This window comes from Pseudomonas sp. LH21 (assembly GCF_036549575.1).
GTDB classification, from domain to species: domain Bacteria; phylum Pseudomonadota; class Gammaproteobacteria; order Pseudomonadales; family Pseudomonadaceae; genus Aquipseudomonas; species Aquipseudomonas peradeniyensis.
The window spans coordinates 4,938,853-4,964,833 of record NZ_CP144367.1; the positions used below are offsets into that span (position 1 = coordinate 4,938,853).

Consider the following 25,981-nt stretch of genomic DNA (forward strand, 5'->3'; position numbering starts at 1 on the left):
AAAACCATGACCGAAAAAAGTCTTTTTACGCTCTAGTGAAGTTTATTTTTCGGATTGACGAACAGGGCTTGGCGCGAGGCCTGAGCGGGACTACAGTCAGAGATCAGGTAGCGCATCAAGCCCGTTCAGGCGCGAACGAAACGCTGGCGCAGCACATCGCTCAGGGCGTCCACCAGCAACACCAGCAGCAGCATGGCAATGATCACCGTGCTGGCCTGGGCCTCCTGGAACAGGCTCAGGGTCGCATAGAGCATCTGTCCCAGCCCACCCGCCCCCACGAAGCCCAGCACGCTGGCCATGCGGATATTGTTCTCCCAGCGATACAGGCTGTACGCCAGCAGTTGTGGCCACAGGTTGGGCAGCGTGCCGAAACAGAACGCCGCCACCTGGCTGCCGCCCTGCAGGCGGATCGCCGCCGCAGGCTCCGGCGGTGCATTCTCCAGCGCCTCGGCGAACAGCCGCCCCAGTACCCCGGCAGTGTGCAGCGCCAGCGCCAGGGTGCCGGCATTCGGCCCAAGGCCCGCCGCCAGCACGGTCAGCGCCGCCCAGACCAGCTCCGGAATCGCCCGCAGCGCATTGAGCAGCAGGCGCGCAGCGCCCTGCAGCGGCCAACCGAAGCGCCCGGCGGCCGGCAGCGCCAGCAACAGGCCGAGCAACATCGCCAGGAGCGTACCCATCCCGGACATCGCCAGCGTTTCCAGGGCGCCCTGCCCCACCGCCAGCAGGTGCGCCACGGACAGGTCCGGGTGCAGGAAACGCGCCGCGTATTCGCCCATCTGCGCCGGCCCGCCGCTGCCGACAACCGCTGCCAGGTCCAGCTCCAGGTAGGCGAACGACGCCAGCACCGCCGCCAGGATCGCGACGATCACCAGCCCATTGATCACCCGCCTCATGCGAGCCTCCCACGCAGGAAGCGGCTGAGCAGGTCGGCCAGCACCACCAGCAACAGGAAGGTCAGCAGCATGCTCGCCACCTCGGCACCGGCGAACATGCGCATCGACAAGTCGATCTGCTGGCCCAGGCCGCCGGCGCCGACGAAGCCCATCACCACCGAGGCGCGCACCGCGCATTCCCAGCGGTACACCGTGTAGGACACCACTTCGCTCGCGGCCTCGGGCAGGGTGCCGTAGAGAAACGCCGACAACCGGCTGCTGCCGGCCTGGAGCAAGGCATGGGCCGGGCGCTGGTCCACCGACTCGAAGATCTCCGCGTAGACCTTGCCGAGCATGCCGCTGTAGGTGATGGCAATGGCCAGCACCCCGGCGGTCGGGCCCAGGCCCACGGCGCGGACGAACAGCAGGGCCCAGACGATCTCGGGCACGCTGCGCAGGAAGATCAGCACGCTGCGCACCGGCAGGCGCGCAGCGCGTGACCACGGTTCCAAACGTCCACCATTGGAAGCCGCCCGCAACGACAGCGCCCGGCTGGCCAGCAGGCTGGCCGGTACCGCCAGCAGCAGCGCCAGGGTCATGCCCGCCGTGGCCACGGCCAGGGTCTGCACGGTGGCGGTGAACAGCAGGTCGAGAAACCCGGCGTCATGGGCCGGGGGCCAGAACGCGCTGACGAAACTGGCCATCTGCTGACGGTTCTCGGCCTGCAACAGCACGCCGGGGTCGAGCTCGCTCAAGCGCAGGCCCGGCCACAGCAACGCCAGGCACAGCAGGGTCAGCAGCAAGCGAGGGATGGCAGCGGGATCGCGTTGGTCAGTGCTCAGCATCGCGGGATCTGCACCTGCAGGCTCGCCGTCGCAGCGACAGGCGAGGCCAGTTGCTCGTTGGCGTACAAGGCATCGAGCATCGCTTCGCTGACCGCTGCTGCCGGACAATCGAACGCCACCTGCCCGGCACGAATACCGATGATGCGCGGAAAATGCGCCAGGGCGAGCTCCACCGCGTGCAGGCTGGAGACCAGGGTCACGCCATGGGCCTGGGCATGGCGGTTGAGCAGCGCCAGGCTGTGGTCGGCCAGCACCGGGTCCATGGCCGAGACCGGTTCGTCGGTCAGCAGCACTTCAGGTCGCTGGTACAAGGCGCGGGCGATGCCGACCCGCTGCAACTGGCCACCGGACAGCTGCCCGCACTGGGCGAACAGCTTGTCGGCCATGCCCAGCTCGGCCAGCGCCGCGCGGGCACCGGGCACATCGCCGGGGTGGATCAGGTTGAGCAGCCCGCGCAATGTGCCCCACTGCCCCAGGCGCCCCGCCAGCACGGCGGTGACCACCCGCTGGCGCGGCGGCAGGGGCGGCGCCTGGTGCACCAGGCCAACCCGTGCGCGCAAGCGCTGGCGGGCCCGGGCAGACAATGCCCAGGGCTGCTCGCCCAACAACTCCAGGCACCCGCCACTGGGCGGCACGGCGGTGCCCATCAGGTGCAGCAGGCTGGACTTGCCGGCCCCGGACGGGCCGATGATCGCCACCCGCTCGCCCTGGCCAATCTGCAGGTCCACCGCGCTCAATGCCTGGACCTGACCATGACGCACACTGGCGCCCTGAACACGGATACTCACTTGAGCAGACCGGCCTCACGCGCGGCTTGCTCGGTGCCCGCGTAGTTCTCGGGCTTGGTCTCGATGAAGCGGCTGGCGGCCTGCAGGTCGAGGATCGCCTTGTCCGCAGGCTTGGCCGGGTCCAGGGCGAGGAAGGCCTGCTTGATCTTTTCTTTCAGTGCCGGGTCCATGTTGCCGCGCACGGTCCAGTTGTAGTCGAAGTACTCCGGCGTGGTGGCGAACACCTTCACCTTGCTGGTATCGACCTTGCCCGCCGCGACCAGCTTGTCCCAGACGCTGGCGTTGAGCACGCCGGCATCGGCCTTGCCGGCCTGGACCCAGGCGGCGGTGGCATCGTGGGCGCCGGAATAGGCGACGCGGCTGAAGTACTCCTCGGGCTTGATGTTGTCGTTCTTGAGCATGAAGTAACGCGGCATCAGGCTGCCCGAGGTGGACGAAATCGAACCGAAGGCGAAGGTCTTGCCCTTCAGGTCTTTGAGGCTCTTCACGTCCGGGTTGGCGGTGATGAACTTGCTGGTGAACTTGGCATCCTGCTCACGCTGCACCAGCGGCGTGGCCTTGGGGTCCTTCAGGTGCACCTGGACGAAGGTGAAGCCCCCCAGCCAGGCCAGGTCCAGGCGATCGCTGGCCAGCGACTCGACCACCGCCGGGTAGTCGGCCACCGGCACGAACTGCACCTTCATGCCCAGTTGCTGCTCGAGGTACTCGCCCAGCGGCTTGAACTTGCGCAGCAGTTCGGTCGGCGCCTCGTCGGGGATGGCGCTGACGCGCAGCACATCGGCGGCCTGGGCGACCACCGCGCAGCAGGACAGCGCGAGGCCGGCAAACAGTGCCAGGGGGCGTTTGAGCATGGGGATTCTCCGGTTCGATAGCGAGGCATGAGTCGATGGCGCATCGCAGGTCTGCGTGGCAGCGAGCTTGCCCCGCGATGCTGATAAACGGGGGAAGTATAAGAGGCGCAGGCACAAAGGCCAGCTTTGCTACAATCGCGCATCACGAAAAGTCGAGGTGCACATGAGCGAGCCGATTCGTCTGACACAGTACAGCCACGGCGCTGGCTGTGGCTGCAAGATTTCTCCCAAGGTCCTGGATGTGATCCTCGCCGAAAGCGGCACCCAGGCCCTCGACCCGAAACTCTGGGTCGGCAACGCCTCGCGCGACGACGCCGCCGTCTACGCCCTGGATGACGAGCGCGGCGTGGTCTCGACTACCGACTTCTTCATGCCCATCGTCGACGACCCGTACGACTTCGGCCGCATCGCCGCCACCAACGCCATCAGCGACATCTACGCCATGGGCGGCGACCCGCTGATGGCCATCGCCATCCTCGGCTGGCCGGTCAACGTGCTGCCGCCGGAGGTCGCCCGCGAGGTGATCCGCGGTGGCCGCGCCGTGTGCGCCGAAGCCGGCATCCCGCTGGCCGGCGGCCACTCCATCGACGCCCCCGAGCCGATCTTCGGCCTGGCCGTGACCGGCGTGGTGAGCAAGCGCCACCTCAAGCGCAACGACACCGCCAGCGTCGGCTGCCGCCTGTACCTGACCAAGCCGCTGGGCATCGGCATTCTCACCACCGCCGAGAAGAAGGCCAAGCTGCGCGAGCAGGACCAGGGCCTGGCCCGTGACTGGATGTGCACCCTCAACACCCCGGGCAGCCGCTTCGGCAAGCTCGACGGCGTACAGGCGATGACCGACGTCACCGGTTTCGGCCTGCTCGGCCACCTGGTCGAAGTCGCCGAGGGCAGCGGCCTCACCGCCCGCCTGCAGTTCGCTGCCGTGCCACGCCTGCCCAGCGTCGAACACTACCTGGCCGAGGGCTGCATCCCCGGCGGCACCCTGCGCAACTTCGACAGCTACGGCCACAAGATCGGCGCGCTGAGCGACGAGCACAAGCACCTGCTGTGCGATCCGCAGACCAGCGGCGGCCTGCTGGTGGCGGTTACCCCGCAGGGCGAGGCCGAATTCCTCGCCGTGGCCCGGGAGCTCGGGCTCGAGCTGGCGCCGATCGGCGAGCTGGTCGAGCGACAGAGCCACGCGGTCGAGGTGATCTGATGCGCTCCGACTGCACCGAGCTGAAACAGCTGTTCCTCGACGACGTGCCGATGATGGACATGCGCGCGCCGATCGAATTCACCAAGGGCGCCTTCCCAGGCGCGGTCAACCTGCCGCTGATGAACGACCAGGAGCGGCAGAAGGTCGGCACCTGCTACAAGCAGCAGGGCCAGGCCGCCGCCATCGCCCTGGGCCACCAGTTGGTCAACGGCGCGCTCAAGCAGCAGCGCCTGGAAGCCTGGGCCGCGTTCACCCAGGCCCATCCCGAGGGCTATCTCTACTGCTTCCGTGGCGGCCTGCGCTCGCAGATCGTCCAGGGCTGGCTCAAGGACGCCGGCATCCAGTATCCGAAGGTGGTGGGCGGCTACAAGGCCATGCGCACCCTGCTGATGGATACCACGCTGCAGGCGGTGCAGCAGTGCGAGTTCGTTCTGGTAGGCGGACTGACCGGCACCGGCAAGACCGATGTGCTGCACCAGCTGGACAACGTGCTCGACCTCGAAGGCCACGCCAACCACCGCGGCTCCAGCTTCGGCAAGCGCGCCACGGCGCAGCCGGCGCAGATCGATTTCGAGAATGCGCTGGCCATCGACATTCTCAAGAAACGCGAGCGTGGCATCGGCCAGTTCGTGCTCGAGGACGAAGGCCGCGTGGTCGGCAGCTGCGCGGTGCCGCTGGAGCTGTACCAGGGCATGCAGCGCTATCCACTGGTGTGGCTGGAGGACAGCTTCGCGCATCGCGTGGAACGCATCCTGCGCGACTATGTGATCAACCTGTGCGCCGAGTACATCGCCGTGCACGGCGAAGAGGCCGGCGGCCCGCTGTTCGCCGAGCGCATGCGCCAGAGCATGGCCAATATCTACAAGCGCCTGGGCGGCGAGCGCTTCCAGCGACTGTCTGCGTTGCTCGACCAGGCGCTGGAGGAGCAGTTGCGCAGTGGCGACGTGAGCCTGCACCGAGGGTGGATCGAGGGGCTGCTCAAGGAATACTACGACCCGATGTACGCCTACCAGCGGGCGGCCAAGGCACAGCGGATCGAGTTCGCCGGAGATGGCGTGGAGGTGCGCGAGTACCTGAAGGCACGGGCACTGCGCGCGCACCGCAGCGCCTGAAGCTCGGGCAAGACCGCTCCAATGGAACTACAAATGACTTACTGATTTAGCAGGGACCTGTGGGAGCGGCTTTAGCCGCGAACACCGGCGAAGCCGGTGCCATGCACCGCGTTGCTTGCTTCGCGGCTAAAGCCGCTCCCACAGGGTACGCGCTGGCTGGGTAATCATAGTTCCCTGCGCAACAGGGCAAGCAAACCCACAGTTACTGCCCCGGGCTGAGCACCCGCTCCAGCTCCGCCGCGCGGTCCTTGCTCATGTCCATCTCGCACATCGCGCCTTCGATGCGGTAGATGCTGCCGTTGCTCAACTTGCCATGGAAGGCGCAGTTGCCGTCGCGGTACTTCATCCAGGTACGCTGGACTTCGCGCAGGTCCTTCTGCTGCTGGCTGTCGAGCTTGGCCATCAGTTGCTTGTAGACGCGGTTCAGCCGGTCATCCTGCAGCTGGGTCTCGGCCTGGATGCAGGCGCCCATGGCCAGGGTGCTGGAGGCCTTGTCCATGCACTGGGTGTAGGTGGGCGAATAGTCTTCGGCTTGGGCAGCGGTCGCGATCAGCAGGGCGGCAACGCCGGGCAGGTAACGCTTGAACATGGGCATTCCTTCTCGCTTAGGGTCGTGGCACAGCCTAGCAGCCTGCCCCGCTTTCGTTCACGCACAGCGCCTGGATTCGCGCCCGCAGCCAGCGGTGCCCGGCATCGCCGTCGCGCCGTGAATGCCAGGCCTGGGCGAAGGCGAACGGCGAGATCGCCAGGGGCGGCGCGAACTGGCGCAGCACCGGGTCCACCCGGGCACCGGCAAGGCTGCGGCGGGCTACGGTGAGCACCAGGTCGGTCCCGGCAATGAGGCTTTGGGCCACGCCCCAATGCGGCAAAGTCAGGGCAATGCGCCGGCGTACACCCAAGCTGGCCAGGGCCTGGTCGATCTCGTTGTCGATGCCGGGGCGTACCGCCACCAGCACATGGGGCCGCGCCAGCCACGCTTCGAGCGCCAGGCCGCCACGGGACGGCAGGCTGGCGCGGTCGGCCAGGCAGACGAAGGATTCCTCGAACAGCACCTGCTGGGCCATTTCCGTCGGCAGCTCCGGGAACACGCCCAGCGCCAGGTCCGCCTCGCCGTCGATCAACTGGCCGAGCATCGCCTCGCGGCTACCCTGGGACACCACCAGGTCAATGCCCGGTGCTTCGCGCCGCAGCAGGCGCATCAGCGCTGGCAGCACCACACGGGCGCCGTAGTCGGACATGGCCAGGCGAAAGGTGCGCCGTGCCCGCGCCGGCTCGAAACCCGGCGTGCCGAGCAATCCGTCGAGTTGCTGCAACGCCTCCTGCAACGGCGCCTGCAGGGCCTCGGCGCGGGCCGTCAATTGCAGGCGGCCACCGCGTCGCACCAGCAGAGGGTCGGCGAAGAGCTCGCGCAACTGTGCCAGGGCATGGCTGACCGCCGGCTGGCTGCGATGCAGGCGCAAGGCCGCGCGGGAGACATGTTGCTCGCTGAGCAGGGCATGCAGGGTCAGCAACAGGTTGAGGTCGATGCGGCGCAGATCATCCATGGTACGAATACAACCTGTGCGAAGTTCGAATTTCCATCATTGAAATGCATGATCGAGACTAAGGCCAGTGTTCTGATCAGGAGTAGACACCATGCCCGCCAGCCTCTTCGCCGCCCTCCCCTTGCTCATCGCCCTGCTCGCCGGGGCCGCCGTGCCGTTCCAGGCCGGCAGCAACGCCGCGCTCGGGCGCCTGCTCGGCCATCCGCTGTGGGCCGTCGGGGTGTCGTTGCTGGTCAGCCTGCTGATGCTGGTGCCGGCCCTGCTGCTGATGCGCGCGCCGCTGCCGCAGCTGCAGCAACTGGCCCACGCGCCCTGGTGGGCCTGGTTCGGTGGGGTCGCCGGGGTGCTGTACATCACCGCCGCGCTGGTGCTGACGCCACGCCTGGGGGCGGCGGGGTTTATCGTCTGCGTGGTGGCCGGGCAGGTGCTGTCGTCGCTGCTGATCGACCAGTTTGGCTTGATGGGGTTGCCGGAGCGGCCGGTGAACCTGTTGCGGCTCGCGGGGGTGGGGATGATCGTGATCGGGATGATCGTGGTGCAGTGGGGCACGGCGCGTTGAGCGCCTGACATAGCAGCCCTATCGCGGGGCAAGCCCGCTCCCACGCAGTCATTGCGCTGCCCTGTAGGGGCAATTGCCATCACAAGGTGCGCGGCTGCTCCGGCGGCACGATCACCTTGTGTGGCTCGAAACGCAGCGACGGCATCTGCGTAGCGGCATACAGCGCCACGCTCAGGGCAGCGATCAGGGCCACATCGAGCCAGCCCCAGCCCGGCACATCTGCCGCCGAGCGCGCCTTCCAGCACCACCACAGCTGCCCCAGGCAGAACATCAGGATCGCCAGCAGCCACAGGTAGAAGCCCGCGCCAAAGCCGGTCACATCCTGGAAGGCGTAGCTCTGGTTGTCCGGCAAGCGGGTGATGGCGAAACTGCTGGCCGCCAGGTACAGCGCCACCATGCCGCATACCAGCGCCATGCGGCGGAACCGTCGATGGCCGAGGATAGCCAGCGCCAGCAGCGGGTTGGCGAACCACTGGTACAAACCGAAGGCGATGCCCCAGGGGCCGTAGAGCAGCATCTGCAGCGCCGGCATATGCCGGCCCGCCCCCATCAGGGCGCCATCGAAGGCCAGGCTCAACAGGTACAGCAACAAGCTGAAGGTCAGATAGAAGGCTGGCAAACACAGACTCCGTCGATCATCGGCAAAACCCGACCATAGCGTACCTGTGCCTCAGGCGACAGGCGGTTCGAGCAGCAGCCCATACAGGCCCGAGTCGGAGAGCTCTCCGGCCACGCACCAACGGGCGCGCAAGGTGCCTTCCAGGACGAACCCCTGGCGTTCCAGGGTACGCGCCGAGCCCTGGTTGCGCGGGTCGATCTCCGCCTCCAGGCGACGCAGGTGCAGGGTGTGGGCGAGGTAGTCGATGAAGCAGGTCAGCGCCTCGTCCATATAGCCCCGGCCCTGGGCGGATTTGGCCAGGCAGTAGCCGATCTCGCCACGGCGCGAGCCCTCCTCGAGGTTGAACAGCTGGACCATGCCGATCAGCTCGCCGTTGTCGCGGCGGTACATGCCCAGCTTGAGCAACTGGCCGGCGGCAAAGGCCTCGCGGTCGGCGGCCAGGGCGCTTTCGGCCTCGGCCAGGGTCTGCCAGGGGGCGTGGTACCAGTAACGCATCACTTCCGGGTCGGCCATGATGGTCAGCCACTGCTGCGCGTCGCCGTGGCGCATGGGGCGCAGCTGCAGGCGTGGGCTTTCAAGGCACAGGTCGCTGGGGAAACTGCGGGGGTCGGGCACGCCGGGACTCCTGTCCGGTGGTGGGGAGATGACAGTCTAACGACAGTGGCCCGGTCTGGCATCCCTGGGGCCGCTTTGCGGCCCGTTCGCGGCACAAGGCCGCTCCTACAGGGGATCGCGTTTTCTTGTAGGAGCGGCCTTGTGCCGCGAACGGGCTGCGCAGCAGCCCCCCATTCACCGCGCGCGATTCAGCCCCAATTCCATGTCATCGATCAGCCCCTTGGCCAGCCCGCTGAGGATCCGAGCGGCACTGGCGGCCATGAGGTCCCCTTCCATCTCAGCCTCGGTGGTGAAGTGCGCCACACAGCCGAGCAGCACCGACAGGTCGCTGAAGGCGTGATCGAACGGGATACCGGGCTGGATGCAGAAGATCTCGAGGCAGGTGGTCTTGCCCTGGGTCGGGCCGGGCTTGAAGTCGTCGCTCATACCGGCGCCCCCTTGGCCCGGGCGTGGCGGACCAGCGAGATGACCAGTTGGCCGAGGATCTCGACGCTGTCCATCATCACGTCGAGGCGCTCGTCGCGCTGGCAGACGGTGTAGGCGTGGACGGTGTCGCTGAGGGTGTGCATCAGCTTGTTGGCGTGGGCCATGGCTTCCTCGGGGTCGAGGTCGCTGATGATGGTGACGAAGGGGATTGGGTAGGGTGGGTCAGGTACTAGTTTTTTCATGGTTACTCCTCGAAATTGAATTTCAGGAACAACCACCTCGATCCTTCTCACAGATTAGGGTGGCAGTCGTACGCATGGTGAGAAGCCCGTGTGTAACCATGAATCCACGGTCAGGCCAAAGCCTGCACGCGCACGACCGCCATTGACGGAATCGACATGGTTCACACAACGGGCTTCTCACACCCGGTCGCCAAATGTGACGACCCAGTGACGGTACCCCTGATGCATTTCCCGGCCAATTCAGAGCCTTCCGGCAGCCGCGTAGGATAGGTCCGAAGCGCTGTCTGGCTGAAGGATTTGGTTTCAAGTTCGGAAATGTCTTACGGGGTTTGGGGCGAGGGTTTTGATCGCGTCATGGCCACCAGGTGCTTGGCGATGGCCTTGCAGCGCCTGCAAGATCGAGCGCCGCCCGCGCGGCGCATCGCGGGACAAGCCCGCTCCCACATCTTTTGCAACGTGCCGAACCTGTCAGGCCATGGTTGCCCGCCTTGGTGCATGCCTCAAGTCGTGCGGGGCGGCAGTGGTGCCCACGCTGAAATTGCGTCGGAGCAACAAGGCTGACCAGGTAATGGCACAGGATTGACTGGCCCGAAACAGATGTGGGAGCGGGCTTGTCCCGCGATGCGCCGCGCGGGCGGCGCTCGATCTTGTAGGCGCTGCAAGGATTGCGACGAACACCTGGTGGCCCTGATGCGGTCAACAGCCCTCGCGCCCGAGCGTTCCAGCGTTCCATCGTGGGAGCGGGCTTGCCCCGCGATCACCGGCGAAGCCGGTGCCAAACACCGCATCGCGGGGCAAGCCCGCTCCCACGCTGCCCCAGTCAAATCAAAGAATTATGTTCTGTTCCATGAGAGCGGCCTTGTGCCGCGAAAGGGCTGCAAAGCAGCCCCAGCGATTCTACCTCAGAACCCCATGCTGAAGCTCACCACCACACCATGGTCGCGGTTCTCGCTCGACAGCTGCCCGGAGTACCCGACCCCCAGCTTACCGCTCGCGCCCACCGACAGGTCCACCCCGGCCTCGACCACCGCCGCGTCCTTGGCAATCGGCACGCCCTCGGTGCTGAACCCTGCGCCACCGTCGATGAAGCGCAGATCGGCATCGGGCTTGTCGTCACCGAACGCATGCCGCCAACCCACCGACAGCCGCGGCGTGACGCTGCTGCCATTGTCGAGCAGGATGCGCTTGCCGGCCCGCACGCCCAGGGTGGAGAAGGTCACGTCCTGGTCGACCTTGCCCTCCAGCCGCCCTGCCCCGCCCTTCTCGTGGGCGGTGTCGCTGTCGTAGTTGACGTAGGCCAACCCGGCGAACGGCTCCAGGGCGATACCGCCAGCATCGATGGCGTAGCCCACCTCGCCGAATACCTGGGCGCTGCGCGCCTTGTACTTGGCCTTGAGGCGGTCGTCGTAGCTGCCGACGGTGACATCGCGCTTGGTGTCGATGTCGTGCCAGCTGTAGGCCACACCCAGGCGGGCGGCGAAGGCGTCCAGCTGGTAGCCGAGGTAGGTGGTCAGGTGGTAGCTGTCCACCGTGGCGTCGGAGCGGCGACGGTGCGCGTCGATGCTCGAGCGGGTGTAGCCGGCGGCGGCGCCGACTTTCCACTGATCATCCAGGGCACGGTCGACGCCGAGCATGAAGCCCGACAGGTCACGGTCGACGCTGGCATGGCTGCTGCTGCCGTCGTAGGTACCCCAGCCGCCGATGGCGCGGATCCAGCCCACGGCCTGGCCCTGGCAGCCTTCGCTGGTCAGCTGCTGGTTGGCGGTCGGCGCCAGGGTGCGACGCGGGTCGTCCTGGTTGCTGCAGTCGGCCTGGCGCAGGCGGTCATTGACCGCTTCGCGGACGTAACGCGAGTCCTCGATCAGCACGGTCGCGGTGCTGGCGTGGATCTCGCCGGACAGGCTGTCGAACGCCGCCTGGGCGCCCTGGCGGTCCAGCGGCAGCAGGTTGTTGACCAGCTCGGCCGGCGCCCCGGCACTGCTCAGGGCCAGGGCCACGCCACGCTGGTTGCCGGTGGCGGCGACATCGGCGAAGGAGTTGCCGTTGCGGCTGACCGACAGGGTCACCTGGTTGGCGCCATAGTCCAGCGAGCTGTTGAGGAACGCCGAGTTGGCCAGGTTGGTGGTGGCGAAGGTACCGGTGATGCCGCCCGCGGCGCTGACCACGGTGTACTGGCCGTTGCCGCTGGCGAGGTTGGCCACCATCAGGCTGCCGCCGAGGTTGGCCGTGCCGCCCACGTTCAGGTAGTTCACTGGCGAGGTGGCGAGGTCGATCACCAGGGTGCCGGTGGCGCCATTGGTGAAGTTGCCCGACACGTTCAGGTTGCCGGCCGGCCCCGGCAGCACGGTGCCGTTGTTGATCAGCCCGGCGACAGTGCCGTTGCCGGTCAGCGCGGCGCCGTTGGCCACCGTGACCTGGGCGGCGAGGTTGCTGCCCGGGTTGCCGGCATCGCCCACCTGGAGCACGCCCTGGTTGACGTTGAAGGCACCGCTGAACGGCTGGTTGCCGGTCAGCAACAAGGTGCCGCCGCCCTGCTTGGTGGTGGTGCCGGTACCGCTGAGGGTGCCGTTGAAGGTGCCATTGCTGCCCTGGGCGAACACCAGGTTGGCGTTGTTGAGGATGTTGCCCTGCAGGCTGGTGGTGTTGCCGACCAGGGTACCGCCGCTGACGGTGGTGCCGCCGCTGTAGGTGTTGGCGCCGGCGAGGATCAGGGTGCCGGCATCGAGTTTCTCGATACCGCCAGTGCCGACCAGCGGTGCGCTGACGGTGGCCGTGGCACCGGCGTTGACCCGCACCGCTGCCAGGCTGCCGTCGGCATCGTTGACCGGGGTCAGGCTGCCGCCAGAGCCCGGGACGACCTGGTAGCCATCACTGAGGAACTGCAGGCCCTCGAACGACTGGTTGCCAACCACGGTAACGGTGCCGGACGTGCCGCCAAAGACCGCGTAGCCGCCGCTCCAGCCTTCGCTGCTGGTGCCGCCGGCATTGGTCCAGCCAGTGTTCGAGCCCCAGGTGCCGCTGCCGCCGCCGACGCTGCCGTCGGGGTTGGTCTTGCCGCCGTTCCAGAACTGCAGCTCCTCGCCGTAGTTCTGCACCACCAGGTTGATCTGGTTGGCGATGGCGGTCTGCAGGCTGAGGTCGCCCAGAACCACGCTACCCGGGATGGCGCCGAACACCAGGCCGTTGTCGGTGAGCGTGCCGCCGTAGCTGAACAGCTGGTAGACACCGGTGCCGAAACCGCCGGCATCGGTGATGTTCAGCGTGCCGTCGAGCACCAGGTTGCCGTTGACCCTGACCACGGTGGTGGAGGCGGCCGGAGCGCCGAGGTTGAAGTCCAGGGCGCTGCCCGACGCCAGGTCGAGGCTGCCGACGGTGAGCGGCGTGGCGCTTTGGCCGGCGGCCAAGGTGGCGCCGTTGGCGATCTGCACGGCACCGCCGTAGGTGCCGCTACCGCCCAGGCGGGCGCCGGTGGCGACCTGCACGCTGGTGCTGTCGAGGCGACCGTTGACCAGCAAGGTGCCGGCGTTGACGCTGGTGGCGCCGGTGAAGGTATTGACCCCGGTCAGCAGCAGTTCGCCGGTGCCGTTCTTGGCCAGGGTGCCGTTGCCGCTGAGGTTGCCGGTGTAGCTGCCGTTGGCGTTCTGCTCGAAGGTCAGGGCGCCGTTGTTGAGGATCGCGCCCTGCAGGCTGGTGCTGTTGCCCACCACGCCGCCGGCGTTGATCTGGGTGCCGCCGCTGTAGGTGTTGGCCCCGTTCAGGGTCAGCAGGCCGGCGCCGTTCTTGATCAACCCACCCGTGCCGCTGACCACGCCATTGAGCGTCAGGGCGTTGCTGCCGGCAATGGTCAGGGCGCCGTTGAGCACGGTTGTGTTGGCCAGGGTGACGGCGGTGTTGCTGTCCAGCGTGGTGCCGCCCGCGGCCGTCAGGGTGCCGCTGCCCAGCGCGCTATTGTTGCCAAGCACCAGGGTGCCACCGTTGAGAGCGGTGCCGCCGCTGTAGCCGTTGGCGGCGTTGAGCACCAGGGTGCCGCCGTCCTGCTTGGCGACGCTGCCGGTGCCGTTGAGGGCGACGTTGAGGGTGGCGGTGGCGCCGTTGTCGACCCGCAGGTTGGTGGTGCCGTTGCCCAGCAGTTCACCGGCGGTACCGGCGTTGAGCACATAGCCGTCGGTGACGAACTGCAGGCCGGTGATGCTGTGGCTGCCGTTGACGGTGACGGTGCCGGGTGCGCCCTGGAACACCGCGAAGGTGTCGTTCCAGGTGCTGTTCAACACGCCATTGACGTCGGTCCAGTTGGTGTTGGTGGCATCCCAGGTGCCGCTGCCGCCGTCGATCTGGCCGTTGGCGACGCTCTGGCTGCCGTCCCAGAACAGTACGTTGCTGGCACCGCCGACCACCAGGTTGACCTGGTTGGCCACGGCGGTCTGCACGGTCAGGTCGGTGATCGGCACCGGCGTGGTGCCGAAGCTCATGCCGTTGTTGGTGAGGCTGCCGCCGTAGGCGAACAACCGGTAGACCCCGGCGCCGAAGCCGCCGATGTCGGTGACGTTGAGGGTACCGCCCAGGGTCAGGTTGTTGGCCACGTTGACCAGCGGGCTGCCGCCACCCGACGGCGTGCCCAGCGAGGCGTTGAAGTTGGCGCCGCTGTCGAACACCAGGTTACCGGCGTTCAGCGTACTGCCGCTGGTCGCCGCGAGGTTACCGCCGTTGGCCACCGTCACCGCGCCGCCGAGGCTGCCGGCACCGCTGAGGCTGGCGCCGCTGGCCACGTTGACCGCGCCGCTGGCCAGGGAGCCATTCACCTGCAGCCCTCCTGCCTGGACGTTGGTGGTGCCGGAGTGGCTGTTGGTACTGCTCAACGCCAGGGTGCCGTTGCCAAGCTTGTTCAAGGTACCAGTGCCGCTGATATTGCCGTCGAACACCCCGCCCTCCACTGCCAGGCTGTTGCCGGCGGCGATCTGGATCGCGCCGGTGCCGCCGATGTCGCCGAGGCTGGTGTTGCCGTCGAGGTTGAGGCTGGCGCCAGTGCTGACGTTCAGCTGGCTCTGGGTACCGAGGGCAGTGGTGCCGATGGTGCTCAGGCTGCCGGAGAGGATGTTGAGGATGCCGCTGAAGGTGTTGTTGCCCGACAAGGTCAGGTCGGCCAGGCCGCTCTTGTTCAGCTCGCCCGCGCCGCTGAGCACGCCGGCCAGGTGCAGGTCGTTAGTGCCCAGCACGTTGAGCACACCGCTGACATTGACCGGGTTGGCCAAGGTCACGGCACTGGTGCTGTCGAGGTTGGCGTTACCGGTGACTTCCAGGCCACCGGTGCCCAGCGCCGCGTTGTTGCCGACCACCAACGTGCCGGCCTGCAGGTCGGTGCCGCCGCTGTAGGTGTTGGCGCCCATCAGCGCGAAGCGGGCCAGGCCGGCCTTGAGCAGGCGGCCGGTGCCGCCGACAGTGCCGCCCAGGGTCAGGTCGTTGCTGCCCAGCACGGTGAGGTCGCCCATGGTGGTGACGTTGTTGGCCAGGGTGACCGCCTGGCTGCTGTCCAGGCTGGTGCCGGGCGCGGTGGTCAGGTTGCCTGTGCCGAGCGCGGTGTTGGAGCCCAGCACCAGGGTGCCGCCATTGAGCGCGGTATTGCCGGCATAGGTGTTGTTGCCGCCCAGTGCCAGCCGCGCGCTGCCGGCCTTGACCAGGCCACCGGCGCCGCCGATGTTGCCGTTGAGGGCCAGGTCATTGCTACCGCCGATGTTCAGCGGGCCGGCCAGGGTGATGGCATTGCCCAGCGCGACCGAAGCGTTGCTGTCGAGGGTAGTGCCCGCCGTGGTGTCCAGCGCGCCGCTGCCCAGGGCCGCGTTGTTGCCGACGATCAAGGTACCGCCGCTGAGCAGGGTGCCACCGCTGTAGCTGTTGCTGCCGTTGAGGATCAGGGTGCCGCTGTCGAGTTTGTTGAGCTTGCCGACGCCGGTCAGGCCGACATCGAGGGTCGCCGTGGCCCCGGGATCGACCCGCACGCTGGTGTCGCCGCCGCTGCCGTTGATCAGGTCGAGCACACCGCCGGTACCTGCCAGCAGGCGGTAGCCATTGGTGACGAACTGCAGGCCATTGACGGTCTGGCTGCCGTCGACGGTGACGTCGCCCGCAGTGCCCTGGAACACCGCGAAGGTGCTGCCCCAGGTGGTATTGAGCACGCCGTTGAGGTCGGTCCAGTTGGTGTTGCCGGCGTTCCACACGCCGGTGCCGCCATCGACCTGGCCGTTGGGCACGCTCTGGCTGCCGTCCCAGAACTGGATGTTCAGGCCGGCGGCGCTGACCAGCAGGTTGACCTGGTTGGCCAGGGCAGTCTGCAGGGTCACGTCGCCCAGGCCCACGCCCAGCGGCAGGCTGCCGAAGTCCAGGCCGTTGTCGGTCAGGGAGCCGGTGTAGTCGAAGATGCGGTATACACCGTTGCCGAAGCCGCCGATGCTGCCGACATTGAGCGTGCCGTCGAGGGTCAGGTTGCCGCCGACGTTGAACAGCGCGGTACCGCCGGTGGACGGTGACGCCAGGCCGACATCGACGATCGAGCCGCTGTTGAGCACCAGGCTGCCGAGGCCCAGGGTGGCGCCGCTCTGCCCGGCCAGGTGGCCGCCGTTGTTGATCACCACCGTGGCGTTGGCGGTGCCGCTACCCGCCAAGGTGGCGCCACTGGCGACGGTCAGCAGGTTGCTGCCCAGGGTGCCATCCACTTTCAAGGTACCGGCGTTGACCTGGGTGTTGTCGGCCAGGTTGCCGGTGCCGGTCAGGGTCAGGGTGCCGCTGCCGACCTTGGTCAGGCCGCCCAGGCCGTTGAGACCACCGGCGAAGGTGCTGCTGAGGTTGTTGCCGCCCAGGCTGAGAACGCTGCCGATGCCGACATCGACCTGGCCGCTGCCGGTGAGGCTGCCGAGGCTGGCGTTGCCATTGAGGTTGAGCTGGCCGCTGGCGCCGACGTTGAGGGTGTCGACGTTGGCCAGCACACCGCTGCCGAGGGTAGTGATGGAGCCAGCCTGGATGTCGACGTTGCCGGTGAAGGTCTTGACACCGACCAGGGTCAGGTCGTCGACGCCGGTCTTGACCAGGTTGCCGCTGCCGCCGAGGTCGCCGCTGAGGATCAGCGCGTTGGCGGCTTCAACGGTCAGGTTGGCACCGTTGCTCAGGGCAATGGTGTTGCCCAGGGCCATGGGCGCGCTGTTGGCCAGGGTGGCGTCGGCGGTAACCGACAGGGTGCCGGTGCCCAGCGCGCCGCTGTTGCCTACGGTCAGACGCCCGGCATTGAGCTGGGTGCCGCCCTGGAAGCCGTTGTTGCCATTGAGGGTCAGGTTGCCGCTGCCGTTCTTGGTCAGGCCGGCGGTACCGTTGATCACACCATTGAGGGTCAGGTCGTTGCCGCCATCGACGGTCAGGCCGGCGTTGAGGGTGACGTTGTTGGCCAGGGTGGTGCTGGCGCCGCTGCTCAGGGTCGAGGCCCCGGCAACGGTCAGGGCGCCCTGCCCCAGCGCGTTGTCGTTGCCGACCACCAGCCGGCCGGCATTCAGGGTGGTGCCGCCCAGGTAGTTGTTGGCGCCGTTGAGGGTCAGGGTGCTGGCGCCGGCCTTGTTCAGGCCGCCGACGCCATCCACCACGCCGTTGAGGGTCAGGTCGGCACTGCCCGGCACGTTAAGCGTGCCGCCCAGGTGCACGGCGTTGGCCAGGGTGACGCCCGCGCCGCTGGCATCGAGGCTGGTGTTGGCGCCGGTACTGAGGGCGCCGGTGCCCAGCGCGGTATTGCTGCCGACCACCAGGGTGCCGGCGTTGAGGGTGGTGCCGCCGCTGTAGGTGTTGTTGCCGTTGAGGGTCAGGGTGGCGGCGCCGTTCTTGACTAGGCCGTTGCTGCCGGAGACCACGCCGTCGAGGGTCAGCGCCTGGCTGCCGCCAAGGGTCAGGTTGCCACCGGCGAGGTTGACGGCGTTCACCAGCGCCAGCGCCTGGCTGGCATCGAGGCTGGCGGCGCCGTTGACGGTCAGGGCACCGCTGCCCAGGGCGCCGGCATTGCCCAGCAGCAGGCTGCCGGCCTGCAGCGAAGTGCCGCCGGCGTAGGTGTTGCTGCCATTGAGCACCAGTTGCCCGGCACCCAGTTTGTTCACTGCCCCGGCACCGCTGATGACACCGTCGAGGGTCAGGGCCTGGGTGTTGTTGACGCCGAGGGTGGTACCGGCGCCGAGGCCGATGGCGTTGGCCACCTGCAGCACACCGATCGTGGCCAGGGCGCTGTTGCCGGTCACCGCCAGGTTGCCCGTGCCCAGGGCGGTGTTGTTGCCCAGGGTCAGGGTGCCGCCGCCCAGGGTGGTGGTGCCCTGGTAGGTGTTGGCCGCGCCAAGGATCAGGTTGCCGCTGCCGGTCTTGGTCAGGCCGCCGGTGCCGCTGATCACGCCATTGAGGGCCAGGTTGTTGTTGCCGGTCAGGCTCAGGGTGTTGTTGAGCGTCACCTGGTTGGCCAGGGTCAGGGCGCCGGTGGTGGCCAGGTTGCTGGCGCCGCCGACGGTCAGGGTGCCGGTGCCCAGCGCCTGGTTGTTGCCCAGGGTCAGCGTGCCGGCATTGAGGGTCACGCCGCCGGTCAGGGTGTTGGCACCACTGAGGGTAAGGTTGCTGGCACCGTTCTTGGTCAGGCTGCCGGCCCCCGTGACCAGGCCGCCCAGGCCCAGGTCGTTGCTGCCGGTGATGGTGAGGTTGCCCCCCAGGTTGACGGTGTTGCCAATGTTCAGAGCGGTGTTGCTGTCCAGCGTGGTACCGGCCGCCGCGTTGAGCTGGCCGAGGCCAAGGGCGCTTGCGCTGCCGAGCACCAGGGTGCCGGCATTGAGGTTGGTGTTGCCCAGGTTGCCATTGGTGCCGTTCAGGGTCAGGGTGCCGCTGCCGGTCTTGGTCAGGCCGCCGACGCCGTTGACGTTGCCGCCCAGGGTCAGGTTCTGTGCCCCGGCAATGGTCAGGTTGCCGGCCAGGTTGAGCTGGTTGGCCAGGGTGACGTTGGCATTGCTGCTCAGGGTGGTGCCGCCGACTGCGTTCAGCGCACCGGTGCCCAGCGCGGTGTTGCTGCCTACCACGAGGGTGCCGCCGTTCAGGCTGGTGCCGCCCTGCTGGCTGTTGCTGCCGTTGAGGGTGAGCGTGCCGGAACCTGTCTTGACCAAGCCCCCGGTGCCACTGAGCGCTCCGTTGAGGGTGAGGTCGTTTGTTCCCGGTAGGGTGAGGTTGGCGTTCAGGGCGACGGTATTGCCCAGTGCCAAGTTACCGGTGGTGTCCAGGCTGGCGGCGCCGGTGACGCTCAGGCCGCCCGTGCCCAGCGCCTGGGCGTTGCCGAGAGTCAGGGTGCCGGCACCCAGGCTGGTGCCGCCACTGTAGGTGTTGGCGTTACCCAGGGTCAGGTTGGCGCCGCCAGCCTTGACCAGGCTGCCAAGGCCGGAGACTACGTTGGACAGCCCCAGGTCGGCGGAACCGGCGACGGTCAGGGCGCCGCTGAGATTGAAGGCGTTGCCAAGGGCCACGGCGGTGTTGCTGTCCAGGGTGGTGCCGTTGGCGGTGCTGACAGCGCCGCTACCAAAAGCGGTGTTGTTGCCGACCACGACCGTGCCGCCGTTGAACAGGGTGCCGCCGGTGTAGCTGTTGGCGCCATTGAGCACCAGGGTACCGCTGTCGAGCTTGGCCAGCTGGCCGCTGCCCGAGAGGCCGACGTTGAGGGTCGCGGTGACGCCGGGGTCGACCCGCACGGCGAAGGCGCCGTTGCTGCCGTTGACCAGGTCCAGCCCACCGGCGCCGATCAGGCGGTAGCCGTTGGTGACGAATTGCAGCCCGGTGGCGGCCTGGGTGCCGACCACCGTGACATCCCCCGCGGTGCCCTGGAACACCGCGAAGTCGCTGGCCCAACTGCCGTTGAGCACGCCGTTGACATCGGTCCAGTTGGTGTTGCTGCCATTCCAGGTACCGGTGCCGCCGTCGATCACGCCATTGGGCACGTTCTGCCCGCCATCCCAGAACTGCACGGTGCCGGAGGCGCCGCCGACCAGCAGGTTGACCTGGCTGCCAATGGAAGTCTGCACCTGCAGGTCGCCGGGCAACATGGCGCCCGGCACGTTGCCGACCAGCAGGCCGTTGTCGACCAGCGCGCCGGTGTAGTCGAACAGCCGGTAGATACCGGTGCCGAAGCCGCCGACGTCGGTGACGTTGAGGGTACCGTCCAGGGTCAGGTTGCCGTTGACGTTGACCAGCGCCGTACCGCCGGTGGCCGGCGAGCCCAGGCCGAAGTCGAGGATCGAGCCACTGTGCAGGGTAAGCGCGCCGGTGCCGAGGGTCGCGCCGCTGTTGGCCAGCAGGTGCGCGCCGTTGGCGATGTCGACCGCCCCCAGCAGGCTGCCGGTGCCGCCGAGGCTGGCGCCGCTGTTGATCTGCACGCTGGAGCTTGCCAGCGAGCCGGTGACATTGAGCTGGCCGGCATTGACCGTGGTGTTGCCGCCGAGCGTGCTGACCCCGGACAGCTCGAAGCTGCCGGTGCCGGTCTTGACCAGCCCGCCACTGCCGGCCAGGGCACCGCTGAACACACTGTTGAGGTTGTTGCCGCCCAGGGTCAGGTCGCCGCCGCCGGCAATATTCACCGTACCGGCGCCGCTCAGGCCACCGATGGTGGCGCTGGCGCCGAGGTTGAGACTGGTGCCAGCGCCGACGCTGACTGCCGAGGTATTGCCCAGGGCCGTGGTGCCGACCGTGGTGATGCTGCCGCCGAGCAGGTCGATGGCACCGCTGAAGGTGTTGTTGCCGGTCAGCGTCAGGTCGGACACACCGTTCTTGATCAGGCCGCCGGTACCGGCGAGCACGCCGCCCAGTGTCAGGTTACTGCTGCCGCCGAGGGTCAGGTTGGCGCCGAGGTTGACGTCGTTGCCCAGGGTCATCGCCACGCTGTTGGCCAGGGTCGCGGCGCCCCCGACGTTCAGCGCACCGGTTCCCAGCGCGGCGGCATTGGCCAGGGTCAGGGTGCCGGCGTTGAGGTTGAGGCCACCGCTGAAGGTGTTGGCGCCCGACAGGGTCAGGTTGGTGCTGCCGTTCTTGGTCAGCGCGCCAGTGCCGCTGATCACGCCACCGAGGGTGGTGGTATTGCTGCCCGGCAAGGTCAGGGTGGCACCGGCTCCGAGGTTGATGGCGTTGCCCAGGTTGAGCGCGCCGCTGCCGTCGAGGCTGGCATTGCCGCCCACGCTCAGGGCGCCGCTGCCGATGGCGTTGTTGTTGCCCAGGGTCAGCAGCCCGGCATTGAGGGTGGTGCCGCCGCTGTAGGTGTTGTTGCCGTTGAGGGTCAGTCCGGCGCTGCCATTCTTGACCAGCGCGCCGCTGCCGCTGATCAGGCCACCGAGGGTGGTGGCGTTGCTGCCCAGCACGGTCAGGGTGTTGCCGCCCAGGCTGATGCCGTTGGTCACCGCCACGGCGGTGCTGGCGTCGAGGTTGGCGTTGCCGCCCAGGGTCAGGGCGCCGATCCCCAGCGCGGTGTTGCTGCCGAGGGTGAGCGTGCCGGCATTGAGCTGGGTGCCGTTGGTGTAGAGGTTGTTGCCGCTCAGGGTCAGGTTGGCGTTGCCGTTCTTGACCAGCGAACCGATGCCGCTGACCACGCCGCTCAGGCCCAGGTCGGCACTGCCGTCGATGGTCAGGGGGCCGGCGATGGTGACGTCGTTGGCCAGGCTGACGGCTGTGCTGGCATCCAGGTGGGTGCCGGCCAGGGTGTTGAGGGTGCCGGTGCCCAGCGCGGTATTGCTGCCGAGCACCAGGGTACCGGCGTTCAGACGGGTGATGCCGCTGTTGCTGTTGTTGCCGGTCAGGGTCAGGCTGGTGGCACCGTTCTTGGTGATGCCGCCGGCGCCGGCGATGGTGCCGCTCAGGGTCAGGTCGTTGCTGCCGGGCAGGATGAAGTTGCCGGCCAGGTTCAGCGCGTTGCCGATGTTCAGGCCTGCGACGCTGGTGTCCAGGGTGGTGTTGTTGGCGGCATTCAGCGCGCCAGTGCCCAGGGCGGTGTTGCTGCCGAGTACCAGGGTGCCGGCGTTGAGCGCGGTGGCGCCGCTGTGGGTGTTGTTGCCGCTCAGGGTCAGGGTGGCGCTGCCGCTCTTGACCAGGCCGCCGGTGCCACTGAGGTTGCCGGCCAGGGTGAGGTTGCTGGTGGTTGGCAGCGACAGGTCGGCGGCGAGGTTGATGGCGTTGTTCAGGGTCATGGCCGTGGCGTTGGCCAGGGTGGCGGCGCCGCCGACGTTCAACGCACCGGTTCCCAGCGCGGCGGCGCTGGCCAGGGTCAAGGTGCCGGCATTGAGGTTGAGGCCACCGCTGAAGGTGTTGGCGCCTGACAGGGTCAGGTTGGTGCTGCCGTTCTTGGTCAGCGTGCCAGTACCGCTGATCACGCCGCCGAGGGTGGCGGCATTGCTGCCTGCCAGGGTCAGGGTATTGCCGGCGAGGTTGATGGCATTGCCCAGGTTGAGGGTGCCGCTGCTGTCGAGGCTGGCGTTGCCACCCAGGGTCAAGGCGCCGGTGCCCAGGGCATTGTTGTTGCCCAGGGTCAGCAACCCACCGTTGAGGGTGGTACCGCCGCTGTAGGTGTTGTTGCCGTTGAGGGTCAGGGCGGCGCTGCCGCTCTTGACCAGCGCGCCGGTACCGCTGATCTGCCCGGTCAGGGTGGTGGCGTTGCTGCCCAGCACGGTCAGGGTGTTGGCGCCGAGGCTGATGGTGTTGGTGGCGGCCACCGCAGTGCTGGTGTCGAGGTTCGCGTTGCCTCCCAGGGTCAGGCCACCGATGCCCAATGCGGTGTTGCTGCCCAGGATCAGCGTGCCGGCGTTGAGCTGGGTGCCGTTGGTGAAGACGTTGTTGCCGCTCAGGGTCAGGCTGGCGTTGCCGTTCTTGACCAGCGAGCCGATGCCGCTGAGCACGCCGCTCAGGCCCAGGTTGGCGGTGCCGTCGATGGTCAGGGGGCCGGCGATGATGGCGTCGTTGGCCAGGCTCACGGCCGTGCTGGCGTCCAGGTGGGTGCCGGCGGCGGTGTTGAGGGTACCGGTGCCCAGCGCGGTGTTGTTGCCGACCACCAGGGTACCGGCGTTGAGGAAGGTGGAGCCGCTGTTGGTGTTGGCACCGGTCAGGGTCAAGGTGGTGTTGCCGCCCTTGGTGATGCCGCCAACGCCAGCGATTATGCCGCTCAGGGTCAGGTCGTTGCTGCCGGGCAGGTTCAGGTTGCCGGCCAGGTTGAGAGCGTTACCGATGTTCAGCCCGGCGATACTGGTGTCGAGGGTGGTGTTGGCCGCGGCATTGAGCGCGCCGGTGCCCAGCGCGGTGTTGCTGCCCAGCACCAGGGTGCCGGCGTTCAGCGCCGTGGTGCCGTTCTGGGTGTTGTTGCCGCTCAGGGTCAGGCTGGCGCTGCCGTTCTTGATCAGTCCGCCGGTGCCACTGAGGTTGCCGGCCAGCGTGAGGTTGTTGGCGCCGGCCAGGGTCAGGTTGGCGCCAAGGTTGATGCCATTGTTCAGGGTCATCGCCGCCGTGTTGGCCAGGGTCGAGGCCCCGCCGACGGTCAAGTCGCCCGTGCCCAGGGCTGCGGCGCTGGCCAGGGTCAGGGTGCCGGCATTGAGGGTCAGCCCGCCGCTGAAGGTGTTGGCGCCACCCAGGGTCAGGTTGCTGCTGCCATTCTTGACCAACGCCCCGGTGCCGCTGATCACGCCGCCCAGGGTGGTGGCGCTGGTGCCCGGCAGGGTCAGGGTGTTACCGCCCAGGTTGATGGCGTTGCCCAGGTTGACCGCCACGCCCGCATCGAGGCTGGCATTGCCGCCCAGGGACAGCGCGCCGGTGCCCAGGGCATTGTTGTTGCCCACGGTCAGCACGCCGCCATTGAGGGTGGTGCCGCCGCTGAAGGTGTTGCTGCCGTTGAGGGTCAGGCCGGCGCTGCCGTTCTTGACCAGCGCGCCGGTGCCGCTGATGACACCACCCAGGGTGGTGGCACTGGTGCCCAGCAGGTTGAGGGTATTGGCGCCGAGGTTGACCGCGTTGCCCAGGTTGACTGCGGTGCCGGCGTCGAGGCTGACGTTGCCGCCCAGGGTCAGCGCACCGCTGCCCAGCGCATTGCTGTGGCCGACGGTGAGCTTGCCGGTGTTGAGCGTCAGGCCGCCGCTGAAGGTGTTGTTGCCATTGAGGGTCAGGTCGCCGGCACCATTCTTGACCAGCGCGCCGGTACCGCTGATGACACCGCCCAGGGTGGTGGCGCTGGTGCCCAGCAGGTCAAGGGTGTTGGCCCCCAGGTTGATCGCATTGCCCAGGCTGACCGCGCTGCTGGCGTCCAGGCTGGCATTGCCGCCCAGGGTCAGGCCGCTGGTGCCCAGCGCGGCGCTGTTGCCGACGGTGAGCTTGCCACCGCCCAGGGTGGTGGTGCCGCTGTAAGTGTTGACGCCGTTGAGAGTGAGGTCGGCGGTGCCGTTCTTGGTCAGGTTGCCGCTGCCGCCAATCACGCCGTTGAGCGTCAGTGCGTTGGTGCCCGGCAAGGTCAGGGTACTGCTGCCCAGGTTGATGGCATTGGCGAGGGTCATGGTCGCCGTGGTGTCCAGGGTGCCGTTGCCGCTCAGTGCCAACGTGCCGCTGCCCAGGGCGCTGGCGTTGCCGAGGGTGAGGGTGCCGCTACCCAGGGTCGTGCCGCCGCTGTAGGTGTTGACGCCGTTCAGCGTCAAGCCACCGCTGCCGCTCTTGACCAGCGAGCCGGTGCCGCTGAGCACACCGCCGAGGGTCAGGGCGTTGCTGCCAGGCAGGGTCAGCGCCGCGTTCAATGCCACGTTGCTGTTCAGCACCAGCGGCACGCTGCCCTGCAGGCTGCTGGCGCCGCTGACGGTGAGGCCGCCACTGCCCAGCGCAGCGGCGCTGGCCAGGTTGAGACCGCCGGCGGCCAGGGTGGTGCCGCCGCTGTAGGTGTTGGTGGCGCCGAGGGTGAGCAGCCCCGTACCGGTCTTGGTCAGGCCGCCGACACCCGAGACCACGCCATTGAGGGCCATGTCGGTGGCGCCGCCGACGTTCAGGCCGGCGTTGAGGGTGAAGTTGTTGGCCAGGCTCAGGCCACCGACGGTGCCCGCCAGCCCGCCGCCGTTGACAGTGATGGCGCCACTGCCGAAGGCACTGGCGTTGTCGAAGTTGAGCTGACCACCATTGAGGGTGGTCTGGGTGGTGCCGTTGAGCACCTGGCCGATCAGGCTCCAGGTGCCGGCGTCGACAATCAGGCGGCTGAAGTTGATGTAGTTGGTGGCGTTGATCGTACCGCTGCCACTGGTCCCACTGCCGCCGCCAATGGCGTTTTGCAGTGCCAGGGTGTTGGTGCCACCGGCACCACCGTCGATCTTGCCGGCCGCCGCGAAGGCAAGGTTCGGGTTGCTGGTGACCAGCAAGGCCACGCCGACGCCAAGCCCTGCCCCCACGCTGGAGCCGGTGATGGCGTTGAAGCGGTTGGTGCTGTTGACACCCATCGACAGGCTGCCGGTCAGGGTCCCGGCGTTGGTGAAGGTGTTGCCTGTCGCGGAAGCCTCGAACGCGGCACGGCCGAGGATGGTGCCGGTGTTGGTGAAGTTCACCGTGCTGCCACCGGTCACGGCGATGACCGGCGTGTCCTCGCTCACCAGCGTGAGGCTGGCCAAGGCCGAGGAACCGATGCTGCCGGCGTTGCTGATGGTGGTGGTGCCGGCGGCGCCGTTGCGCGCATCCAGCGCCATGCCGGTGAGGTTCAGCAGGTTGGCGCCGAGCAAGGCGCCGGTGCCCTTGATCACGCCCGTGGCGTTGTTGTTGATGTTGAGGGTGCTGCCGGTACCGGTGTTGCCGATCAGCACGGCGGAGGACTGGATGCTCAGCAGCCCGAGCAACGTCGGGTCGATGGTGCCGGAGTTGTTCAGGGTGTTGTTGTTGCCGGCCAGCGACAGCGAGGTGCCGCCCACGCCCAGCAAGGTGCCCAGGCTCGCGCCCGGGTTGACGTTGACAGTGAGGCCACTGCCGCCATTGGTATAGCTGGGCGCCAGCGGGTTGGCCGCGCCGCTGCAGGTGATCGTGGAACCGGCCGCGCTGCAGACGGCCAGCGCCTGTTCGCTGGACAGACCAAATGCCATCGCACCGACAGCCAGGCTGACAGCCAGCGACAGTTGCGAGAAACGGGCGGGTGAACGGGGGGCGGCACGTCTGTCCACGGAGAGCTCCTTCGTGGATCAGGCGATTCAGTCCTTGAATGCGTGCACAGCGGGCAGGAAAGAGCAGTGGAACACGCGACGGCCGAAACGCCTGATCTATGGCTACGAATTTCCTTTGAGGGA

At 67.8% G+C, this 25,981-nt stretch carries 14 protein-coding genes; 3 read left to right on the forward strand and 11 right to left on the reverse strand.

The window, feature by feature from the left end:
* Nucleotides 1-125 precede the first annotated feature (125 nt).
* From phnE to VUG52_RS22545, 4 genes are read right to left on the reverse strand one after another with little or no spacing between them, the layout of a single operon-like run.
* On the reverse strand, nt 126-893 hold the full coding sequence (gene phnE / locus VUG52_RS22530) for a phosphonate ABC transporter, permease protein PhnE (RefSeq protein ID WP_220689939.1): 768 nt from the start codon (nt 891-893) through the stop codon (nt 126-128).
* Nucleotides 890-1,717 carry a PhnE/PtxC family ABC transporter permease gene (locus VUG52_RS22535; RefSeq protein ID WP_050703816.1) on the reverse strand — a complete coding sequence of 276 codons (828 nt, stop codon included), beginning with the start codon at nt 1,715-1,717 and terminating at the stop codon, nt 890-892. Before VUG52_RS22535 ends, phnE begins: the two co-directional genes overlap by 4 nt.
* The gene (locus VUG52_RS22540) at nt 1,711-2,505 is read right to left on the reverse strand and encodes a phosphonate ABC transporter ATP-binding protein (RefSeq protein WP_331832102.1); all 795 of its coding nucleotides are present in this window, start codon (nt 2,503-2,505) and stop codon (nt 1,711-1,713) included. Before VUG52_RS22540 ends, VUG52_RS22535 begins: the two co-directional genes overlap by 7 nt.
* Nucleotides 2,502-3,356, reverse strand: coding sequence for a putative selenate ABC transporter substrate-binding protein (locus VUG52_RS22545; protein ID WP_050703810.1), 855 nt, complete (start codon nt 3,354-3,356; stop codon nt 2,502-2,504). Before VUG52_RS22545 ends, VUG52_RS22540 begins: the two co-directional genes overlap by 4 nt.
* A 163-nt stretch (nt 3,357-3,519) precedes the next feature.
* On the opposite strand from VUG52_RS22545, the gene selD reads away from it, so the two are divergent.
* On the forward strand, nt 3,520-4,554 hold the full coding sequence (gene selD, locus VUG52_RS22550; RefSeq protein WP_050703809.1) for a selenide, water dikinase SelD: 1,035 nt from the start codon (nt 3,520-3,522) through the stop codon (nt 4,552-4,554).
* Nucleotides 4,554-5,666, forward strand: coding sequence for a tRNA 2-selenouridine(34) synthase MnmH (gene mnmH / locus VUG52_RS22555; RefSeq protein WP_050703808.1), 1,113 nt, complete (start codon nt 4,554-4,556; stop codon nt 5,664-5,666). The genes selD and mnmH overlap by 1 nt, the downstream gene beginning before the upstream one ends.
* 202 nt (nt 5,667-5,868) lie before the next feature.
* Here mnmH and VUG52_RS22560 read toward each other — a convergent pair whose 3' ends face one another.
* Complete coding sequence (locus tag VUG52_RS22560) at nt 5,869-6,255, reverse strand: lysozyme inhibitor LprI family protein (RefSeq protein WP_062575096.1); 387 nt, start codon at nt 6,253-6,255, stop codon at nt 5,869-5,871.
* A gap of 34 nt (nt 6,256-6,289) precedes the next feature.
* Nucleotides 6,290-7,210, reverse strand: a complete 921-nt coding sequence (locus VUG52_RS22565; RefSeq protein WP_331832103.1) for a LysR family transcriptional regulator — start codon at nt 7,208-7,210, stop codon at nt 6,290-6,292.
* A gap of 91 nt (nt 7,211-7,301) precedes the next feature.
* On the opposite strand from VUG52_RS22565, the gene VUG52_RS22570 reads away from it, so the two are divergent.
* Nucleotides 7,302-7,769 (forward strand): DMT family transporter, encoded by a 468-nt coding sequence (locus VUG52_RS22570; protein ID WP_262951568.1) that lies wholly within the window; start codon nt 7,302-7,304, stop codon nt 7,767-7,769.
* A 79-nt stretch (nt 7,770-7,848) separates the two neighbouring features.
* On the opposite strand, the gene VUG52_RS22575 is transcribed toward VUG52_RS22570, so the two are convergent.
* The 5 genes from VUG52_RS22575 to VUG52_RS22595 all read right to left on the reverse strand — a co-directional run bounded on the left by VUG52_RS22575 (nt 7,849) and on the right by VUG52_RS22595 (nt 25,858).
* Entirely contained in the window at nt 7,849-8,388 is a 540-nt protein-coding gene (locus VUG52_RS22575; RefSeq protein WP_050703804.1) for a hypothetical protein, read from the reverse strand.
* Between the two features lie 51 nt (nt 8,389-8,439).
* Nucleotides 8,440-9,003, reverse strand: coding sequence for a GNAT family N-acetyltransferase (locus VUG52_RS22580; protein WP_050703803.1), 564 nt, complete (start codon nt 9,001-9,003; stop codon nt 8,440-8,442).
* 174 nt (nt 9,004-9,177) lie between these two features.
* A complete protein-coding gene (locus tag VUG52_RS22585; RefSeq protein WP_050703802.1) occupies nt 9,178-9,429 on the reverse strand; it encodes a DUF3077 domain-containing protein in 252 nt (83 codons plus the stop codon).
* Complete coding sequence (locus VUG52_RS22590; RefSeq protein WP_050703801.1) at nt 9,426-9,671, reverse strand: hypothetical protein; 246 nt, start codon at nt 9,669-9,671, stop codon at nt 9,426-9,428. Before VUG52_RS22590 ends, VUG52_RS22585 begins: the two co-directional genes overlap by 4 nt.
* Nucleotides 9,672-10,573: 902 nt before the next feature.
* The gene (locus tag VUG52_RS22595; RefSeq protein WP_331832104.1) at nt 10,574-25,858 is read right to left on the reverse strand and encodes an autotransporter-associated beta strand repeat-containing protein; all 15,285 of its coding nucleotides are present in this window, start codon (nt 25,856-25,858) and stop codon (nt 10,574-10,576) included.
* Nucleotides 25,859-25,981 lie beyond the last annotated feature (123 nt).

Excerpts from the sequence above, each read along its gene's own strand:
- selD (WP_050703809.1), top strand. The coding sequence starts at position 3,520 with ATGAGCGAGCCGATTCGTCTGACACAGTACAGCCACGGCGCTGGCTGT.
- mnmH (WP_050703808.1), top strand. The coding sequence starts at position 4,554 with ATGCGCTCCGACTGCACCGAGCTGAAACAGCTGTTCCTCGACGACGTG.
- VUG52_RS22565 (WP_331832103.1), bottom strand. The coding sequence starts at position 7,210 with ATGGATGATCTGCGCCGCATCGACCTCAACCTGTTGCTGACCCTGCAT.
- VUG52_RS22585 (WP_050703802.1), bottom strand. The coding sequence starts at position 9,429 with ATGAGCGACGACTTCAAGCCCGGCCCGACCCAGGGCAAGACCACCTGC.
- VUG52_RS22590 (WP_050703801.1), bottom strand. The coding sequence starts at position 9,671 with ATGAAAAAACTAGTACCTGACCCACCCTACCCAATCCCCTTCGTCACC.
- VUG52_RS22535 (WP_050703816.1), bottom strand. The coding sequence starts at position 1,717 with ATGCTGAGCACTGACCAACGCGATCCCGCTGCCATCCCTCGCTTGCTG.
- VUG52_RS22545 (WP_050703810.1), bottom strand. The coding sequence starts at position 3,356 with ATGCTCAAACGCCCCCTGGCACTGTTTGCCGGCCTCGCGCTGTCCTGC.
- VUG52_RS22560 (WP_062575096.1), bottom strand. The coding sequence starts at position 6,255 with ATGTTCAAGCGTTACCTGCCCGGCGTTGCCGCCCTGCTGATCGCGACC.
- VUG52_RS22570 (WP_262951568.1), top strand. The coding sequence starts at position 7,302 with ATGCCCGCCAGCCTCTTCGCCGCCCTCCCCTTGCTCATCGCCCTGCTC.
- phnE (WP_220689939.1), bottom strand. The coding sequence starts at position 893 with ATGAGGCGGGTGATCAATGGGCTGGTGATCGTCGCGATCCTGGCGGCG.